We start from the raw sequence: 18,960 nt of genomic DNA, 5'->3' as shown, positions 1-18,960 counted from the left end.
TCAAAAGCGCTGCAAAAACCCCTGATGCATCTCATCCAGCGTCTCGAAATGCCAGGTCGGCGCCTCGGCATTCAGCTCTTCAAAACTGCCGAACCCATACCCCACCGCCGCCGAATCCAGCCCGTTGCGGCGCGCGCCAATCAGGTCATGTTTGCGATCACCGATCATCAGGGTCGCCGCCGGGTCCAGGCGTTCTTCGCGCATCAGGTGCGCAATCAGCTCGACCTTGTCGGTGCGCGTGCCGTCCAGCTCACTGCCGTAGATCACCTTGAAGTGCCTGGCAAAGTCGAAGTGTCGCGCAATTTCCCGGGCAAATTCCCACGGTTTGGAGGTGGCCACGTAAAGCTGGCGCCCCTGCTGGTTCAGCGCTTCCAGCAACGGCATCACGCCGTCAAATACGCGATTTTCATACAGCCCGGTGACCTTGAAGCGCTCGCGGTAGGCATTTACCGCCTGCCAGGCCTTGGCTTCGTCGAAGCCGTAGAACTGCATGAACGCCTGCAGCAACGGCGGGCCGATGAAGTGTTCAAGTTTGGTCAGGTCCGGCTCGTCGATCCCGAGCTTGGCCAGCGCGTATTGGATCGAGCGCGTGATGCCTTCACGCGGGTCGGTGAGGGTGCCGTCGAGGTCGAACAGCACGGTGGAGTAACGCAGGCTCACTGGTCGAACCCCTCTGCCAGGTGCAGGTCCTTGAGCTTCACGTAGTTGGCGGCGCTGTAGGTGAAAAACGCGCGCTCTTTGTCCGTCAACGCGCGGACCTGCTTGACCGGGCTGCCCACGTACAAAAAGCCACTGTCGAGGGTCTTGCCCGGCGGCACCAGGCTGCCGGCGCCGATGATCACGTCATCCTCCACCACCGCGCCATCCATCACGATGCTGCCCATGCCGATCAACACCCGGTTGCCGACGCGGCAGCCATGCAGCATGACTTTGTGGGCGACGGTCACATCGTCGCCGATCAGCAACGGAAAGCCATCCGGGTTGAACGGCCCGGCGTGAGTGATGTGCAGCACACAGCCGTCCTGCACGCTGGTGCGCGCGCCGATGCGGATGCGGTGCATGTCGCCGCGAATCACGGTCAGCGGCCAGACCGAGCTGTCGGCGCCGATTTCGACATCGCCGATCACCACCGCCGAAATATCGACAAAAGCCCCGGCGCCGAGGGTTGGCGTGTGGTTCTGATAGGTGCGAAGGGTCACGATAGCCTCTCTCTTGTGTGCTGATAGCTGCGGTGGGTGTTGATTGTAATTAAGATGGCCCCATCTTTGTCTTATCCGTTTTCTTCAGCCAAGGTGCCCACCGTGAGCGCGAACAACCCGCTTCTGCAGTCCTATGACCTGCCGCCGTTCTCAGCGATCCGTGCCGAGCACGTGCAACCGGCCATCGAACAGATCCTCGCCGACAACCGCGTTGCCATCGAAGGCATCCTGCAAAGCCAGGGTAAAAACCCTACCTGGGCCGGTCTGGTCCTGGCGATGGACGAATTGAATGACCGCCTGGGCGCCGCCTGGAGCCCGGTCAGCCACCTGAACGCCGTGTGCAACAGCGCCGAGCTGCGCGAAGCGTACGAAAGCTGCCTGCCGGCGTTGAGTGCCTACTCCACCGAGATGGGTCAGAACCGCGCGTTGTTCCAGGCGTTTGAGGCCCTGGCCAACAGCCCGGAAGCCGCCGGTTTCGACGTGGCACAAAAAACCATCCTGGAGCATGCCCTGCGCGATTTCCGCCTGTCGGGTATCGACCTGCCGCCTGAACAGCAGAAGCGCTACGCCGAAGTGCAAAGCAAGCTCTCGGAGCTGGGCAGCAAGTTTTCCAACCAGCTGTTGGACGCTACCCAGGCCTGGACCAAACACGTTACCGATGAAGCCACCCTCGCCGGCCTGACCGACTCGGCCAAGGCGCAAATGGCCGCCGCTGCCCAGGCCAAAGGCCTTGACGGCTGGTTGATCACCCTGGAATTCCCCAGTTATTACGCGGTAATGACCTACGCCCACGACCGCGCCCTGCGCGAAGAAGTCTACGCCGCCTACTGCACGCGGGCGTCGGACCAGGGCCCGAATGCCGGTCAGAATGATAACGGCCCGGTGATGGAACAGATCCTCGATCTGCGTCAGGAACTGGCCCAGCTGTTGGGTTTTGCGTCGTTCGCCGAGCTGAGCCTGGCCACCAAGATGGCCGAGTCCAGCGACCAGGTGCTGAGCTTCCTGCGGGACCTGGCCAAGCGCAGCAAACCGTTTGCCGCCCAGGACCTGCAACAGCTCAAGGCTTACGCCGCCGAACAGGGCTGCGCCGACCTGCAAAGCTGGGACAGCGGTTTCTACGGCGAAAAACTGCGCGAGCAGCGCTACAGCGTGTCCCAGGAAGCCCTGCGCGCCTACTTCCCGATCGACAAGGTGCTGAGCGGCCTGTTTGCCATTGTGCAGCGCCTGTATGGCATCGAGATCGCCGAGCAGAAAGGCTTCGACACCTGGCACCCGGACGTGCGCCTGTTCGAAATCAAGGAAAACGGCCAGCACGTCGGGCGTTTCTTCTTCGACCTGTACGCCCGCGCCAACAAGCGTGGCGGCGCCTGGATGGACGGCGCGCGCGACCGTCGCCGCACAATCGACGGCGTGCTGCAAAGCCCGGTGGCCAACCTGGTGTGCAACTTCACCCCGGCCGACAGCGGCAAGCCTGCGCTGCTGACCCACGATGAAGTCACCACCCTGTTCCACGAATTCGGCCATGGCCTGCACCACTTGCTGACCCGTGTCGAGCATGCCGGCGTGTCCGGCATCAACGGCGTGGCCTGGGATGCGGTGGAGTTGCCGAGCCAATTCATGGAGAACTGGTGCTGGGAGCCCGAAGGCCTGGCGCTGATCTCCGGTCATTACGAGACCGGCGAGCCGCTGCCTCAGGACCTGCTGGAAAAAATGCTGGCGGCGAAGAACTTCCAATCCGGCCTGATGATGGTGCGTCAGCTGGAGTTCTCGCTGTTCGACTTCGAAATGCACGCCACCCACGGCGATGGCCGCAGCGTCGCGCAGGTGCTCGAAGGTGTGCGTGACGAGGTCTCGGTGATGCGTCCGCCGGCCTACAACCGCTTCCCCAACAGCTTTGCGCACATCTTCGCCGGCGGTTACGCGGCGGGCTACTACAGCTACAAGTGGGCTGAAGTGCTGTCGGCGGATGCGTTCTCCAAATTCGAAGAAGACGGCGTGCTCAACGCCGACACCGGACGCGCCTTCCGCGAGGCGATCCTGGCGCGCGGTGGTTCCCAGGCACCGATGGTGCTGTTCGTCGACTTCCGTGGGCGCGCGCCGACCATCGATGCGCTGCTGCGCCACAGCGGCCTGAGTGAGGACGCCGCAGCATGACGGTGATCACCAAGAAGCAATTCATCGCCGGCGCCGTCTGCCCCGCGTGCAGCGAGCCGGACAAGCTGAAAATGTGGACCGAAGACGACGTGCCGCACCGCGAATGCGTGGCCTGCGGGTATACGGACACGTTGAATGAACAGGGCTTGTCGGTGCCCAGGGAATTGGGCACGCGGGTCAATACCTCGGCGCTCAAACCGCCGGCCGACCCCAAGGTGCAGGCGGTGCAGTTCTTTCCCAATCCCAAGTTGAAGAAAGACTAAAACCCCTCGTACGCGATTCAACATGTGGGAGGGGGCTTGCCCCCGATGGCGGTGGATCAGCTGAAAGACAGGCTGACTGACACGACGCTATCGGGAGCACGCCCCCTCCCCCATTTTTTTGTTCGGCGCTTAACGAGGTCTACGGATGCTTAGCCTGCTATCATTTGTAACCAATGATTGCCCGAGCCGCTCCCCAGAAGCGGCGGCCAAACCCGTGACCACATGATGAGGTGCACCCATGTCTGATCAAGATCAAGACAACCCCCGGCGTGATTTTTTGCGCAAATCCTTGACCTTGATCCCGGTGGTCACGGTTGCCAGTACCGGCCTTGGCGGCTCGATGCTGATGGCTACGCCCGAGCCCGTGCAGGCCGCGTCTGCCAAATCGGCATCCAGCGAAAAGGCCTACGAACCGAGTTATTTCACGGCCGAAGAATGGGCGTTTATCAACGCCGCCGTCGAGCGCCTGATTCCCGCCGATGCGCAGGGGCCAGGTGCTTTGGAAGCCGGTGCGCCGGAATACATCGACCGCCAGATGAACACGCCTTACGCCAGCGGAGCGCTGTGGTTCATGCAGGGCCCGTTCAATGCTGACGCCGCGCCGGAAATGGGCTGGCAGAGCAAGTTGGTGCCCCGGGAGATCTATCGCTTGGGCATTGCCGCTACGGATGCCTGGTCGAAGGCGTTCAACGGTAAAGCTTTTGCCGCGCAAGACAGCGCTACCCGAGACGATATGCTCCGGCGCCTCGAAGCAGGCGGCGGTGAAGTGTCTGCGCATTTTGAGGCGGTGCCGCCAAAGATGTTCTTCAACCTGCTGCTGCAAAACACCAAGGAAGGGTTCTTCTGCGACCCGATCCACGGCGGCAACAAAGGCATGGTCGGCTGGACCATGATCGGCTTCCCCGGCGCCCGCGCCGACTTCATGGATTGGGTGGAACGCAACGAGCAATACCCCTTCCCTGCTGTTTCCATGCGCGGCGAGAGGGCATAAACGTGGCGACCATTATGAAGAAAGTCGATGCAGTGATCGTCGGCTTCGGCTGGACCGGTGCAATCATGGCCAAGGAGCTGACGGAAGCGGGCCTGAACGTGGTAGCGCTGGAGCGCGGCCCGATGCAGGACACTTACCCGGACGGCAACTATCCCCAGGTCATCGACGAACTGACCTACAGCGTGCGTAAAAAACTCTTCCAGGACATTTCCAAGGAGACGGTGACCATTCGCCACAGCGTGAATGACGTCGCCCTGCCCAACCGCCAGCTTGGCGCCTTCCTGCCAGGCAACGGCGTCGGCGGTGCGGGCCTGCACTGGTCGGGCGTGCATTTTCGCGTCGACCCCATCGAGTTGCGCATGCGCAGCCATTACGAAGAGCGTTACGGCAAACACTTCATTCCCAAGGACATGACCATTCAGGATTTCGGCGTCAGCTACGAAGAGCTGGAGCCGTTTTTCGATTACGCGGAGAAAGTCTTCGGCACCTCCGGCCAGGCCTGGACCGTCAACGGTCAGTTGGTGGGCGAAGGGCGCGGCGGCAACCCGTATGCGCCGGATCGCTCCAATCCGTTCCCGTTGCAATCGCAGAAAAACACCGTCTCCGCACAGCTGTTTCAGAAAGCGGCTGCCGAGGTCGGTTACAAGCCCTACAACCTGCCGTCGGCCAATACCTCGGGGCCTTACACCAACCCCTATGGCGCGCAGATGGGGCCTTGCAATTTCTGCGGATTCTGCAGCGGCTATGTCTGCTACATGTATTCCAAGGCATCGCCGAACGTGAACATCCTGCCGGCGTTGCGCCAGGTGCCCAACTTTGAGTTGCGCCCCAATTCCCACGTGCTCAAGGTCAATCTCGACAGCACCAAAAGCAAAGCCACCGGCGTGACCTACATCGACGCCCAGGGCCGCGAATGCGAGCAGCCGGCGGACCTGGTGATCCTCGGTGCCTTCCAGTTCCACAACGTGCGGCTGATGCTGCTGTCGGGCATCGGCAAGCCCTACGACCCGATCACTAACGAGGGCGTGGTGGGCCGCAACTTCGCCTACCAGAACATGGCCACCATCAAGGCGTTTTTCGACAAGGACACCCACACCAATAACTTTATCGGTGCGGGTGGCAACGGCGTGGCCATCGATGATTTCAACGCGGACAACTTCGACCATGGGCCCCATGGTTTTGTCGGCGGCTCGCCGATGTGGGTCAACCAGGCGGGCAGCCGGCCGATTGCCGGCACCTCCAACCCACCCGGCACTCCGGCGTGGGGCAGTGCGTGGAAGCGCGCTACCGCCGATTACTACACCCATCAGGTGTCGATGGATGCTCACGGCGCCCATCAATCCTACCGGGGCAACTACCTCGATCTGGACCCGGTATACCGCGATGCCTACGGCCTGCCCTTACTGCGGATGACGTTCGACTGGCAGGAAAACGACATCAAGATGAACCGCTTCATGGTCGAGAAAATGAGCAAGGTCGCCGAAGCGATGAACCCCAAGTCGATTGCCCTGCTCGGCAAGAAAGTCGGCGAGCATTTCAATACGGCGTCCTACCAGACCACCCACCTCAACGGCGGCGCGATCATGGGCACCGACCCGAAGACCAGCGCGTTGAACCGCTATCTGCAGAGCTGGGATGTACACAATGTGTTTGTCCCCGGCGCTTCCGCTTTCCCACAAGGTCTGGGCTACAACCCTACCGGCCTGGTGGCGGCGTTGACCTACTGGTCGGCCCGGGCGATCCGCGAGCAGTACCTGAAAAACCCCGGCCCGCTGGTTCAGGCATAAGGAGCGATGACCATGAAAGCATTTGTTATCGCGACCCTGGCGCTGTTCAGCAGTTGCTCGGTGAGCGCTGCCGAAACCGATCTGATCAAGCAGGGCGAATACCTGGCCCGTGCGGGTGACTGCGTGGCCTGCCACACCGCCAGGGACGGCAAGCCGTTCGCCGGCGGCCTGCCGATGGAAACCCCCATCGGCGTGATCTATTCCACCAACATCACCCCGGATAAAACAGGCCTGGGCGACTACAGCTTCGAAGACTTCGACAAGGCCGTACGCCATGGCGTCGCCAAGAGCGGTAGTACGCTGTACCCGGCGATGCCCTATCCGTCTTACGCGCGTGTCAGCGAAAGCGACATGCAGGCGTTGTACGCGTATTTCATGAAAGGCGTGCAGCCGGTTGCCCAGGAAAACCGGGACAGCGACATACCCTGGCCGCTGAGCATGCGCTGGCCATTGGCGGCGTGGCGCTGGATGTTTGCGCCCGAGGTGGCGGATTACCAGGCGCCGGCGGGTGCCGATCCGGTGATCAGCCGTGGCGCCTATCTGGTGGAAGGCCTCGGTCACTGCGGCGCATGCCATACGCCGCGTGCGCTGACCATGCAGGAAAAAGCCCTGAGCGCAGCCGATGGCAACGCATTCCTGTCCGGCAGCGCGCCGCTGGAAGGCTGGATCGCCAAGAGCCTGCGCGGCGATCACAAGGACGGCCTCGGCAGTTGGAGCGAAGAGCAACTGGTGCAGTTTCTCAAGACCGGTCGCAGTGACCGCAGCGCGGTGTTTGGCGGCATGAGTGACGTCGTCGTCCACAGCATGCAGTACATGTCGCAAGACGACCTGACCGCTATCGCCCGTTACCTCAAGAGCCTGCCGGCGGTCGATCCCAGGGACGCGCCGCATCAGTACGATAAACAGGTGGCCGAGGCGCTGTGGAAGGGCGATGACAGTCAGCCGGGCGCGTCGGTGTACATCGACAATTGCGCGGCTTGCCACCGTACCGATGGCCATGGCTACACGCGTGTGTTCCCTGCGCTGGCAGGCAACCCGGTGCTGCAGACGGCGGATGCCACGTCGTTGATCAACATCGTGTTGAACGGCGGCACCCTGCCGGCTACCCACACGGCGCCATCGACCTTCACCATGCCGGCGTTTGCCTGGCGTTTGTCGGATCAGGAAGTGGCGGACGTTGTCAGTTTCATTCGGGGCAGCTGGGGCAATAAAGGCACGCCGATCAGCGCCAGCGAGGTGGCCGACCTGCGCAAGAACGATATGCGCAGCACCTCGGGCGATGACCTGGGGCAAGTCACGCAAAAGCACTGACCGCCGGACGGCACTGGTCATAACGCTTGTGTCTCGATACTGTACATAAAAACAGTATCGAGGCATTTTCATGACGACTGCGCTGCCGCCCCGTGGCCGGGGCACGGCCGCCAATCTGCACAACCGCTTTGCGCCCACCGTCAGCGTGGCTGAAGACGACGGCTGGCATCAGGAAGTGCCGCAGACCCAGGGCACCGAAGTGCGCATCGAAACGGCCAAGACCATCATCACGCGCAACAACTCGCCGGATCTGCCGTTTGATCGTTCGATCAACCCGTATCGCGGCTGCGAGCATGGCTGCATCTACTGCTATGCGCGGCCCAGCCATGCCTATTGGGACATGTCGCCGGGGCTGGATTTCGAAACCCGCTTGATCGCCAAGAGCAATGCCGCCGAGGTGCTTGAGCAGCAGCTATCCAGGCCCGGCTATGTGTGCGCGCCGATCAACCTGGGTTCCAATACCGACCCGTACCAGCCCATCGAACGCGAGTACACAATCACCCGGCAAACCCTCGAAGTGCTGCTGCGCTATCGGCACCCGGTGACCATCATCACCAAAGGCTCGCTGATACTGCGCGACCTCGACCTGCTCACCGAATTGGCCCGGCAACGGCTGGTGGCGGTGATGATCAGCCTCACCAGTCTGGACGACGAACTCAAGCGCATCCTCGAACCGCGCGCGGCGGCGCCCAAGGCGCGTTTGCGGGCCATTCGCGTGATGCGCGAGGCAGGCATTGCGGTGGGTGTGCTGTGCTCGCCGATGATTCCGATGATCAACGACAGCGAGCTGGAAAACCTGCTCACCGAAGCCCACGCTGCCGGGGCGCAAAGTGCGGCCTACATGATGCTGCGCCTGCCGCTGGAAGTGGCGCCGCTGTTCGAGGAGTGGCTGGCGGCCCATTACCCGCAGCGCGCGGCCCACGTGATGAGCCTGGTGCGCCAGGTACGTGGGGGTGAGGTGTACGACAGCCGATTCGGCGTGCGGATGCGCGGTGAGGGGCCCTTTGCCGACCTGTTGGCGCAGCGGTTCAGCAAGGCGATCAGGCGCCTGGGCATGGACCGACGGGAGGGGTATAACCTCGATTGCACAGCGTTCTGTCCACCGGGCAGGCAGATGGCATTGTTATAAGCTTAGGTCGTTACTGTAGGAATGGTCGCGTTTTGACATCACTGAAACCCGCGATCTAGAGCGGTTCATTCAGTTTGAGTTAAGTTTCGATGGTTACCTTGTTCAGCGAGTGACCACTGAGTCGGCGATCTGGTCTGTGGCAGTTGCACAACTATTTCACTGCCCGGACGTCGAACTGAGCTGAACCCTGCCCCGCGTTTAATATGAGGATGAATCATGAGTGATAATGATAAACAGCCGTTGGCTGCGTCGGCTTCAGCCCCTCAAGTGGCGGAGTCCGCCGATGCAGCGCTGCAGCACATCGTTGACGGTTTTTTGCATTTCCATCACGACGTCTTCCCCCAGCAGGAAGAACTGTTCAAGAAACTCGCCACGGCCCAGAGCCCACGTGCGATGTTCATTACCTGCGCTGACTCGCGCATCGTGCCCGAGCTGATTACCCAAAGCTCCCCTGGCGACCTGTTCGTGACCCGTAACGTCGGCAACGTGGTTCCGCCCTATGGCCAGATGAACGGCGGCGTATCCACCGCCATCGAGTACGCGGTACTCGCCCTGGGCGTGCAGCACATCATCGTGTGCGGCCACTCCGACTGCGGCGCCATGCGCGCGGTGCTCAACCCCCAGAGCCTGGAGAAGATGCCGACGGTCAAGGCCTGGCTGCGTCATGCCGAAGTCGCCAAGACCATGGTCCATGACAACTGCGACTGCGCCAATGAAGGCGAAAGCATGCAGGTGCTGACCGAAGAAAACGTCATCGCCCAGTTGCAGCATTTGCGCACCCACCCTTCCGTGGCTTCGCGCATGGCCAACGGCCAATTGTTTATCCACGGCTGGATCTACAACATCGAGACCAGCGAAATCCGCGCCTACGACGCGGATCAGTCGGCGTTCCGACCGTTGGGCGGTGAAGGTCCGATTCCGTCCGCGACGCCTAAAGCGCGCTTCTAACACATTTCCCTGCCGGGTAAAGCGGTGGCTGCCATGGATGCAGCCGGGCTTTACCGCGCCCGGCGAATGCCTCGGGAGAGTCATCATGCGTGCTGCTCAATTGAAAGCTGTGTTGCCACGGGAGCTGCTTGCCTCCGTGGTTGTGTTTCTGGTCGCCCTGCCCCTGTGCATGGGGATCGCGATCGCGTCCGGCATGCCGCCGGCCAAGGGTCTGATCACGGGGATCATCGGCGGGCTGGTGGTGGGCTGGCTGGCGGGGTCTCCGCTGCAGGTCAGCGGCCCGGCGGCGGGCCTTGCGGTGTTGGTGTTCGAGCTGGTGCGTCAGCACGGCATGCTGATGCTCGGGCCAATTCTGCTGCTGGCGGGCTTCCTGCAATTGGTGGCCGGACGTTTGCGCCTGGGCTGCTGGTTCCGTGTGACGGCGCCTGCAGTGGTGTACGGCATGCTCGCGGGTATCGGCGTATTGATTGTGCTGTCGCAGGTGCATGTGATGCTCGACGGTGCACCCAAGCCTTCCGGGCTGGACAACCTCACGGGCTTCCCGGCGGCGCTGGTCGAAGCGATCCCGACCCTGGGCGGCGGTCTTGGCTGGCAGGCCGGTCTGCTGGGTCTGACGACCATGCTGGTGATGTACCTGTGGGACAAATTGCGCCCGCAGAAACTGCGCTTTGTGCCCGGCGCTCTGCTCGGTGTGGGCCTGGCGACCGTGACCAGCCTGGTGCTGGCGTTGCAGGTCAAGCGCGTGGAAGTACCGGAAAACCTGGCCGACGCCATCGATTGGCTGCGTCCCAGCGACCTGCTCAACCTGGCCGATCCGCAGCTCTTGATCGCGGCGTTCGCCGTGGCGTTCATCGCCAGCGCTGAGACCCTGCTGTCCGCCGCCGCCGTTGACCGTATGCACAGTGGGCAGCGCTCGGACTTCGACAAGGAATTGTCTGCTCAAGGTGTAGGCAACATGCTCTGCGGTCTGGTCGGCGCGCTGCCGATGACTGGCGTGATCGTGCGCAGTTCGGCCAACGTTCAGGCTGGCGCGACCACGCGCTTGTCGGCGATGTTCCACGGCCTGTGGCTGCTGGGCTTCGTGCTGCTGCTGTCGAGTGTGCTGCAAAGCATTCCCGTGGCGAGCCTGGCCGGCGTGCTGGTGTACACCGGGATCAAGCTGGTGGATATCAAGGCGTTCAAGGCGCTTGGACGTTATGGGCGGATGCCGATGTTCACCTACGCAGCCACGGCCCTGGCGATCATTTTCACCGACTTGCTGACGGGCGTGCTGGTGGGCTTCGGTTTGACATTGCTCAAGCTCGCGTTCAAGGCCTCACGCTTGAAAGTCAGCCTGATCGACCTGCCGCAGGACGCCGAGATGGAACTGCGCCTGACCGGTGCGGCGACCTTCCTGAAGGTACCGGCGCTGACCCAGGTGCTGTCGACGGTGCCGGCGGGGACCACTGTCCATGTGCCGCTCAATAACCTGAGCTACATCGACCATTCATGCCTGGAGTTGCTGGAGGAATGGGGTCGCGCAAATGCGGCGAAAGGCTCGAAGCTGGTGATTGAGGCGCGGGGGTTGAAGCGTCGCCTGGAAGGGCGGATAAGGACCACAACGGGGATTGGATCCGCCCCGGCTTGAACACCTGAGAGGCTCCTTCGACGTGGCACTGTCGCGCAGCAAGTTGGAGCCTCTGTGGCGAGCCCGCTCGCCACAAGGGTATGGTTGCCTGCTCATGCGCAGTGTGAAATTTCAGGCTTTAACATCAACAGGTTATTTTTGTTTGCTAAGAAGGCGTTTGCGCTCGCCCACATTTGATCTTTTGGCTGTGCAGATCAGGCAGGCTGATCCAGTGCCAGTTCAACGCCCAACTGCCGTGAAAGGCACGGCCAGCGCTTCCATGCAGCTTCGGTGTTCGGGCTTCTCAGCTTTTCCCGGTAGCGCTCTACCGACTCCAGCGCAAAGCTCTCTTCGTTGAGCATTTCATCCACCGCCAGGTGCACGGCCTCGTCCAACTGGTTGGCAAAGGCTTCGCCGATCAACTGGTGAGCAATCAGGTTGGCCACGGTGGTATCCGCCGGAATCAATGGCTGACCGAAATGCTTGATATACAGATCGTTGACTTCTTCCACCAGGCGATGTGCCAGGTAGGCCTCATCGAGCAAACTTTCCAGGCCCTCGTGCCCGGCCATGATTGACGGTGGCTGCAGGAAAAAATGCTCGGCGATCTTCAGTACCGGTTTGATCTGGCTTTCGATACCGGCTGCGCGGGCGACGTCATTGGCAGCGTCCAGCAGGTCCGGGACGAGGTCGATGTAGGCCGTGACGAAGCGGGTCATGACCCCGTTGCGATCACGTTCAGCCAGGGAAATGGCCGAATGCAGGTGCGGCAATTGTTTTTCCAGTTGCAGGGCCAGTAGGCCCGTGCTGGCTTCGTGGTGATGGGCACGGGAAATCTGCTCGCGCAATGCGGCGGTGTTCATGGTGGCTCCAGTCAAGCAGGTGTAGGAAAGAGGAGAAGTTAGCCCGTTTATCCGGGCGCCTAAGATGCATTTGTCATAATTAATTCATGGTTATGCGCAGGCGCTATAACCGCCTACAAATTTTAGTCGCAAAAACGTTTCTGCTCGTGACTTTATTGGGTGGGATTGATCGTTTTCACTGATTTTCCCGGGTACATCGCGAGGTTACGAACGCTGTCTATACTCGACGATGTTCAGGGTCGTGTTGCTCTTGCTGATACTGGGTGGGTGTTATGGCTGAATCTGTTCCGCTCAAACGGTTTATTACGCGCGTGCTGATCCTCGCGGTGGTGATGTTCGGTTTCAGCTTCGCTCTGGTGCCCATCTACGACGCACTGTCCACTGCGTTCGGCCTCAACGACAGCGGTGCCGGACAATACGAAGGATCGCAGGCGGTGAACTCGATGCGCCAGGTGCGGGTGCAGTTTCAGTCCACGAATGCGGCCAATATGGTGTGGGATTTTCATGCCAAGGCCCGTGAGGTCGTGGTCCACCCTGGCGCCGTCAGCGAGATGCTGTTCGTGGCCTACAACCCCACCGATAAACCCATGACCGCCCAGGCGGTGCCGAGCATTTCCCCGGCGCAAGCCGCGCCGTACTTTCACAAGACCGAGTGCTTCTGCTTCACCCAGCAAGTGCTGCAACCCGGCGAGCGCATTGAAATGCCAGTACGGTTCCTCGTCGACCGCGACATGCCCAGTGATGTGACGCATATAACGCTGGCTTACACGTTGTTCGATATCACTGCGCACTCATCGCCCGTAGCCGTGCGCGGCGAGGGCTAGCTACTGTTTGCCCTCTCCATGACGAAAAAAATACATGCTGAATCATGATACGTACTACATAGCCTGAAGCATCGTTACACCCAGCTGCTTCTCCTGCTTTACACTCCCGCATCTGTTGCTGCCATTTATCGCCCTGCTCGTAAACCACTACTCCTGTTGACCCTATGACTCGAACTCAAAAAACTGTCTTCATCCTGATTGCCCTGGTGGCGTTGATCCTGGGCCTGATCATTAACAAGGCCCTTTCGGGAAGGGGCCAGGTTGATTCTGTGGCATTGATCGACGCCGGCATTATCCTGCTGCCGCAAAGTCGCCAACTGCCACCGGTAACCCTGCAAGACCAGAACGGCCAGCCAGTGGTCGTCAACGAGTTGAAAGGCAAGTGGAGCCTGCTGTTCTTCGGCTACACCTTCTGCCCGGACATCTGCCCCACCACCCTCGCCCAGTTGCGCCAAATCAAGAGTGAGTTGCCCAAGGAGGCTGTGGATAAATTGCAGGTGATCCTGGTGAGCGTCGACCCGCATCGCGACACCCCGACGCAGCTCAAGCAGTATTTGGGTTACTTCGATCCGCAGTTCCGCGGCCTGACCGGTGCGACAGTGGATGATGTGCAGAAGGTGTCCAATGCCGTGAGCATCCCGTTTATTCCGGCTGATACCAGCAAGCCAAACTACACCGTCGACCATAGTGGCAACCTGGCGATTATCGGGCCGGACGGTACCCAGCGCGGGTTTATCCGCGCGCCGTTGAACAACCAGAAGCTGGTGGCACAGTTGCCGGGGTTGTTGCTGCGCAAGTAAGGCCGGCACAAAAAAATGGGAGGGGGCTTGCTCCCGATAGCGGTGAGTCAGTCGACATATCAGTTGACTGAAACACTGCCATCGGGAGCAAGCCCCCTCCCACATTTTTGACCTCCATCAGGCTGGAGGTCGGGTATTCAGGGCCGAATCAAAACGCCGGCTTGATCGCGCCCTTGTATTTCTCTTCGATGAATTGCTTCACTTCAGGGGTGTGCAAGGCGGCTACCAGTTTCTTCACGGCGTCCGAGTCCTTGTTGTCTTCGCGGGTCACCAGGATGTTCACGTAAGGCGAGTCGCTGCCTTCGATCACCAGCGCGTCCTTGGAAGGGTCCAGCTTGGCTTCCAGGGCGTAGTTGGTGTTGATCAGTGCCAGGTCAACCTGGGTCAGCACGCGCGGCAGGGTGGCGGCTTCGAGTTCGCGGAATTTCAGGTTTTTCGGGTTGCCGGTGATGTCCTTGATGGTCGACAGGATGTTGGTCGGGTCCTTCAGGGTGATCAGGCCGTTTTTGGCCAGCAGCAACAGGGCGCGGCCGCCGTTGGTGGCGTCGTTGGGGATGACCACGTTGGCGCCGTCCGGCAGCTCGTCGAGCTTCTTGTACTTGCTGGAATACGCGCCCAAAGGTTCCAGGTGTACGCCGCCAACGCTCACCAGGTGAGTGCCCTTGGCCTTGTTGAACTCATCCAGGTACGGCTGGTGCTGGAAAAAGTTGGCGTCCAGGCGTTTTTCCGCCACCTGCACGTTGGGCTGCACGTAGTCGGTAAAGACTTTGACCTGCAGGTCCACGCCTTCTTTGGCCAGGGCAGGCTTCACGAACTCGAGGATTTCCGCGTGCGGTACCGGCGAGGCTGCAACGGTGAGGGTCTCGGCGTGGGCGGAAAACGCCGCAACGGCGGCAAAAGCGACCAGTAGTTTTTTCATGCAGCAAGCTCCTTGTTCGGTTAATTGCCGGCTTCTGGCGGGCAATGGCCGTTATTTTCGAGAATAGTGTGTCACCAGCTTGTCGCCGATGGTCTGCAGAATTTGTACCAGCACAATCAGCATGATGACGGTAACGACCATGACATCGTTTTGGAAACGCTGGTATCCATAACGGATCGCCAGGTCACCCAAACCACCGGCGCCCACCACGCCTGCCATGGCGGTGTAACCCACCAGAGCGATAGCGGTGACGGTGATTGCCGCAATGATGCCGGGTTTTGCCTCCGGCAGAAGCGCCTTGACGATGATCTGCCGAGTGGTGGCGCCCATGGCTTGGGTCGCCTCGATGATGCCGCGATCCACCTCACGCAATGCGGTTTCCACCAGCCGCGCGAAGAACGTCGAAGCACCTACCACCAGCGGTGGAATCGCGCCGGCCACGCCAAGCGAAGTGCCAGTGATGAAGACCGTCGTCGGTATCATCACAATCAGCAGAATGATAAACGGCAGAGAGCGTATAGCGTTGACGATAAATGCCAGTACGCCATAGGTGGCTTTTTGCTCAAGCAGCTGCCGTGGGCTGAACAGAAACAGCAGAATGCCCAGTGGCAGGCCCACCAGTATGGTGAACAGCAGCGAGGTGCTGAGCATCAGCATGGTGTCGCCAGTGGCAACCCATATGTCAGCCCAGTCAACCTTATCGAAGTAGTGCAGTAATACGTCCATCAGCGCAGCACCTCCATATGGACATCGGCAGCGGTAAATCGCGCAAACGCCGCGTCCATGTCACCGCCGGTGACGGCCAGGGTCAGTTGCCCGTAGGGAATATCCTTGATGCGGTCAATCCGACCGGCGAGGATGCTGTAGTCCACCCCCGTTTCACGGGCGACGGTACCCAGCAGTGGCGCGTAGGTCGCTTCGCCCTGGAATGTCAGGCGCACGATGCGGCCTGGCACGTGGGCGAAATCATCGCGCTGCTCGCTTTCGTCGATCTGGTCGGCTTCCTGCACGAAACGCTTGGTGGTCGGGTGCTTGGGGTGCAGGAACACTTCGGCTACCGAGCCTTGTTCGACTATAACGCCGGCGTCCATCACGGCCACCTGGTCGCACACGCGGCGGATCACGTCCATTTCATGGGTGATCAGCACGATGGTCAGCTTCAGCTCGCGGTTGATCTCGGCCAGCAACTGCAAAACCGACGCCGTGGTTTGCGGGTCAAGGGCGCTGGTGGCTTCATCACACAGCAGGATTTTCGGCTTGGTCGCCAGGGCGCGGGCGATGCCGACGCGCTGTTTCTGGCCGCCGGACAGCTGCGCCGGGTATTTTTTGGCGTGGTCCGACAGGCCCACGCGGGCAAGCAACTCGGCCACGCGCAGGTCGATGGCCTTGCGCGACAACTCGCCGGCCAGGGTCAGCGGCAGTGCCACGTTGTCGGCGACGGTCTTGGACGCCAGCAGGTTGAAGTGCTGGAAAATCATCCCGACCTGCTGACGGAAGCGGCGCAGGCCGTTGGCGTCCAGTGCGGTGACTTCTTCGCCGTCGACCGTGATCTGCCCGCCACTCGGTTCTTCGAGGCGGTTGATCAGGCGCAGCAGCGTACTTTTACCCGCACCCGAGTGGCCGATGAGGCCGAACACCTGGCCGTTTTCGACGCGCAGGCTGGTGGGGTGCAGGGCGGGGATATCCCTACCGGCGACGCGGTAGGTTTTATGGACGTTTTGAAACTCGATCACGTAGCGAACCTTGTGGGGCGCATGGAAAAGGGATCAGCGGTTAGCCGGGCGCGCATTTTAGCCTGTCCGTATAGTCTTTCTTAGCATTTATTTCGTATTCAACCAGCGATTTGGCAATAACGCGATCAAAGGTCATAAAAAAGGAACGGCCCAAAACCTCATCAGTCACTACTTAAGCAACTCGATTTCCCAGGTACCGTGCCTGGGGTTTTGCTCAAAAGAGCCGGGGAACGCTCTGGCCACTTTGAATAAGGAGTTTTGACTGATGAGTACCAAGAAGCCAGCCACCCCGCCGAAGAGTGAACTCGCGGGCACCGATACCCTTGACCGTGGCAACACCAACGCCAAATTGCAGGCTTTGGAAGAATTCCGCTCCGACGCAACCGGACAGGCGCTGCGCACCAATCAGGGCGTGAAGATTTCCGACAACCAGAACAGCTTGAAGGTGGGCGCTCGCGGCCCCTCGCTGCTCGAAGATTTCATCATGCGTGAAAAGATCACGCACTTTGACCATGAACGCATCCCAGAGCGCATCGTGCATGCCCGTGGCACCGGCGCCCATGGTTACTTCCAGACTTACGAAGACCACTCTGCGCTGAGCAAGGCTGGTTTCCTGCGTATGCCGGAGCATAAAACTCCGGTGTTCGCGCGCTTCTCCACCGTGCAGGGCCCACGTGGCTCTGGCGACACAGTGCGTGACGTGCGTGGTTTTGCCGTGAAGTTCTTCACCGAGGAAGGCAACTTCGACTTGGTGGGCAACAACATGCCGGTGTTTTTCATTCAGGACGCAATCAAGTTTCCTGACTTTGTGCACGCCGTAAAGCCGGAGCCGCACAACGAGATTCCTACCGGCGGTTCGGCCCACGATACCTTCTGGGACTTCGTGTCACTGCAGCCGGAATCGGCGCACATGGTGATCTGGGCCATGTCCGACCGTGCCATTCCAAAAAGCCTGCGTGCCATGCAGGGTTTTGGCGTGCACACCTTCCGTTTGATCAACACCGAAGGCAAGTCAAGCTTCGTCAAGTTTCACTGGCGGCCAAAGGTCGGCACCTGCTCCCTGGTGTGGGACGAAGCGCAGAAGCTGGCCGGTAAAGACACCGACTACCACCGTCGCGACCTGTGGGAAGCGATTGAGAGCGGCGACTACCCTGAATGGGAGCTGGGTGTTCAGATCGTTGCAGAAGAAGACGAGCATAACTTCGACTTTGACCTGCTCGACCCGACCAAGATCATCCCCGAAGAGCTGGTGCCGATCACCCCGCTGGGCAAGATGGTGCTTAACCGCAACCCGGATAACTTCTTCGCCGAGGTCGAGCAGGTTGCCTTTTGCCCAGGCCACATCGTGCCGGGTATCGATTTCACCAATGACCCGCTGCTGCAAGGCCGTCTGTTTTCCTATACGGATACGCAGATCAGCCGACTGGGCGGGCCGAACTTTCACGAGATCCCGATCAACCGTCCGGTTGCGCCGTTCCATAATGGCCAGCGCGACGCGCAGCACCGCACCGTGATCGACAAGGGCCGCGCCGCCTACGAGCCGAACTCCATCGACGGCGGCTGGCCGAAAGAAACACCGGCAGGCCCGACTGACGGCGGTTTCGAAACCTATTACGAGCGTGTTGACGCCAACAAGGTGCGTGAGCGCAGCGAGTCGTTCGGCGATCACTTTTCCCAGGCCACGCTGTTTTTCAACAGCATGAGCCACCACGAGAAAGAGCACATCATCGCGGCTTACAGCTTCGAGTTGGGCAAGGTCGAGCGCGAGTACATCCGTGCCCGTCAGGTCAACGAAATCCTCGCCAACATCGACCTGGAACTGGCCAAGCGCGTTGCGCAGAACCTGGGCCTGCCAGCACCGACCAAAGGCACCGTGCCTGCGCGTGAGACCTCGGTAAAAAAATCGCCGGCCTTGAGTCAGGTGAACCTGCTGTCGGGTGATATCAAAACGCGCAAGGTGGCGATTCTGGCCGCCAACGGCGTGGACGGCGCAGCGATTGACGCGATGAAAAAAGCGCTGGAGGCAGAAGGTGCCCACGCCAAGTTGCTGGGGCCGACTTCGGCGCCTGTGACCACGGCGGATGGCAAAGCGCTGCCGGTGGATGCGTCGATGGAAGGCATGCCGTCGATTGCCTTTGACGCGGTGTTTATCCCGGGCGGTAAAGCCTCGGTGGACGCGCTGAGCGGTGACGGTGTGGCGCTGCACTATGTGTTGGAGGCGTACAAGCACCTGAAGGCGATTGCGGTCGCCAGTGACGTGAAGCCGCTGTTGGATCTGCTGAAACTGGAGGCGGACGAGGGGCTGATCGTGGGTGCGGATGCGAAGGCGTTCAAGGCGTTCTTTGCGGCGATTGCCGAACACAGGGTGTGGGATCGTGAGGTGAAGGCCAAGGCGATTCCGGCTTAACTATTGGTTGTTTCTTAAACCGCAAT

Annotated in this window: 17 protein-coding genes; 11 read left to right on the top strand and 6 right to left on the bottom strand. The window is 60.6% G+C overall.

Annotation, left to right across the window (positions count from 1 at the left end):
* Positions 1 to 660 (bottom strand): HAD family hydrolase, encoded by a 660-nt coding sequence (locus TU79_RS00285; protein ID WP_057006202.1) that lies wholly within the window; start codon positions 658 to 660, stop codon positions 1 to 3.
* On the bottom strand, positions 657 to 1,199 hold the full coding sequence (locus TU79_RS00280; protein WP_057006201.1) for a gamma carbonic anhydrase family protein: 543 nt from the start codon (positions 1,197 to 1,199) through the stop codon (positions 657 to 659). The genes TU79_RS00285 and TU79_RS00280 overlap by 4 nt, the downstream gene beginning before the upstream one ends.
* A gap of 102 nt (positions 1,200 to 1,301) precedes the next feature.
* On the opposite strand from TU79_RS00280, the gene prlC reads away from it, so the two are divergent.
* The 8 genes from prlC (at position 1,302) to TU79_RS00240 (ending at position 11,409) form a co-directional block, all read left to right on the top strand.
* Complete coding sequence (gene prlC, locus TU79_RS00275; protein ID WP_057006200.1) at positions 1,302 to 3,353, top strand: oligopeptidase A; 2,052 nt, start codon at positions 1,302 to 1,304, stop codon at positions 3,351 to 3,353.
* The gene (locus TU79_RS00270; RefSeq protein ID WP_057006199.1) at positions 3,350 to 3,616 is read left to right on the top strand and encodes a YheV family putative zinc ribbon protein; all 267 of its coding nucleotides are present in this window, start codon (positions 3,350 to 3,352) and stop codon (positions 3,614 to 3,616) included. The genes prlC and TU79_RS00270 overlap by 4 nt, the downstream gene beginning before the upstream one ends.
* Before the next feature lie 238 nt (positions 3,617 to 3,854).
* Positions 3,855 to 4,607, top strand: a complete 753-nt coding sequence (locus tag TU79_RS00265; protein WP_057006198.1) for a gluconate 2-dehydrogenase subunit 3 family protein — start codon at positions 3,855 to 3,857, stop codon at positions 4,605 to 4,607.
* A gap of 2 nt (positions 4,608 to 4,609) precedes the next feature.
* Positions 4,610 to 6,394 carry a GMC family oxidoreductase gene (locus TU79_RS00260; protein WP_057006197.1) on the top strand — a complete coding sequence of 595 codons (1,785 nt, stop codon included), beginning with the start codon at positions 4,610 to 4,612 and terminating at the stop codon, positions 6,392 to 6,394.
* Between the two features lie 12 nt (positions 6,395 to 6,406).
* Entirely contained in the window at positions 6,407 to 7,705 is a 1,299-nt protein-coding gene (locus TU79_RS00255; RefSeq protein WP_057006196.1) for a c-type cytochrome, read from the top strand.
* Between the two features lie 70 nt (positions 7,706 to 7,775).
* Positions 7,776 to 8,834: a PA0069 family radical SAM protein gene (locus TU79_RS00250; protein ID WP_057006195.1), complete on the top strand. Its 1,059-nt coding sequence runs from the start codon at positions 7,776 to 7,778 to the stop codon at positions 8,832 to 8,834.
* Positions 8,835 to 9,050: 216 nt separating this feature from the next.
* On the top strand, positions 9,051 to 9,782 hold the full coding sequence (locus TU79_RS00245) for a carbonic anhydrase (RefSeq protein ID WP_003233703.1): 732 nt from the start codon (positions 9,051 to 9,053) through the stop codon (positions 9,780 to 9,782).
* An 85-nt stretch (positions 9,783 to 9,867) separates the two neighbouring features.
* Positions 9,868 to 11,409 (top strand): SulP family inorganic anion transporter, encoded by a 1,542-nt coding sequence (locus tag TU79_RS00240; RefSeq protein WP_057006194.1) that lies wholly within the window; start codon positions 9,868 to 9,870, stop codon positions 11,407 to 11,409.
* Between the two features lie 194 nt (positions 11,410 to 11,603).
* Here TU79_RS00240 and TU79_RS00235 read toward each other — a convergent pair whose 3' ends face one another.
* The gene (locus TU79_RS00235; protein ID WP_057006193.1) at positions 11,604 to 12,251 is read right to left on the bottom strand and encodes a hypothetical protein; all 648 of its coding nucleotides are present in this window, start codon (positions 12,249 to 12,251) and stop codon (positions 11,604 to 11,606) included.
* 272 nt (positions 12,252 to 12,523) lie between these two features.
* Here TU79_RS00235 and TU79_RS00230 point away from each other — a divergent pair, with 272 nt between their 5' ends.
* Together TU79_RS00230 and TU79_RS00225 are read left to right on the top strand one after the other, a co-directional pair.
* Complete coding sequence (locus TU79_RS00230; RefSeq protein WP_057006192.1) at positions 12,524 to 13,075, top strand: cytochrome c oxidase assembly protein; 552 nt, start codon at positions 12,524 to 12,526, stop codon at positions 13,073 to 13,075.
* A 164-nt stretch (positions 13,076 to 13,239) separates the two neighbouring features.
* Positions 13,240 to 13,875 carry an SCO family protein gene (locus TU79_RS00225; protein ID WP_057006191.1) on the top strand — a complete coding sequence of 212 codons (636 nt, stop codon included), beginning with the start codon at positions 13,240 to 13,242 and terminating at the stop codon, positions 13,873 to 13,875.
* A 148-nt stretch (positions 13,876 to 14,023) separates the two neighbouring features.
* Here the strand turns inward: TU79_RS00225 and TU79_RS00220 are convergent, their stop codons facing one another.
* The 3 genes from TU79_RS00220 to TU79_RS00210 are packed head-to-tail and all read right to left on the bottom strand — an operon-like array spanning position 14,024 to position 16,527.
* The gene (locus TU79_RS00220) at positions 14,024 to 14,794 is read right to left on the bottom strand and encodes a MetQ/NlpA family ABC transporter substrate-binding protein (RefSeq protein WP_057006190.1); all 771 of its coding nucleotides are present in this window, start codon (positions 14,792 to 14,794) and stop codon (positions 14,024 to 14,026) included.
* A gap of 51 nt (positions 14,795 to 14,845) precedes the next feature.
* Positions 14,846 to 15,520, bottom strand: a complete 675-nt coding sequence (locus TU79_RS00215; protein ID WP_057006189.1) for a methionine ABC transporter permease — start codon at positions 15,518 to 15,520, stop codon at positions 14,846 to 14,848.
* A complete protein-coding gene (locus TU79_RS00210; RefSeq protein ID WP_057006188.1) occupies positions 15,520 to 16,527 on the bottom strand; it encodes a methionine ABC transporter ATP-binding protein in 1,008 nt (335 codons plus the stop codon). The genes TU79_RS00215 and TU79_RS00210 overlap by 1 nt, the downstream gene beginning before the upstream one ends.
* Before the next feature lie 265 nt (positions 16,528 to 16,792).
* On the opposite strand from TU79_RS00210, the gene katE reads away from it, so the two are divergent.
* Entirely contained in the window at positions 16,793 to 18,934 is a 2,142-nt protein-coding gene (katE, locus tag TU79_RS00205; RefSeq protein WP_057006187.1) for a catalase HPII, read from the top strand.
* Positions 18,935 to 18,960: the final 26 nt, after the last annotated feature.

It is taken from the genome of Pseudomonas trivialis (genome assembly GCF_001439805.1).
Classification (GTDB): domain Bacteria; phylum Pseudomonadota; class Gammaproteobacteria; order Pseudomonadales; family Pseudomonadaceae; genus Aquipseudomonas; species Aquipseudomonas trivialis.
This window is presented reverse-complemented; position numbering and strand designations above follow the sequence as displayed.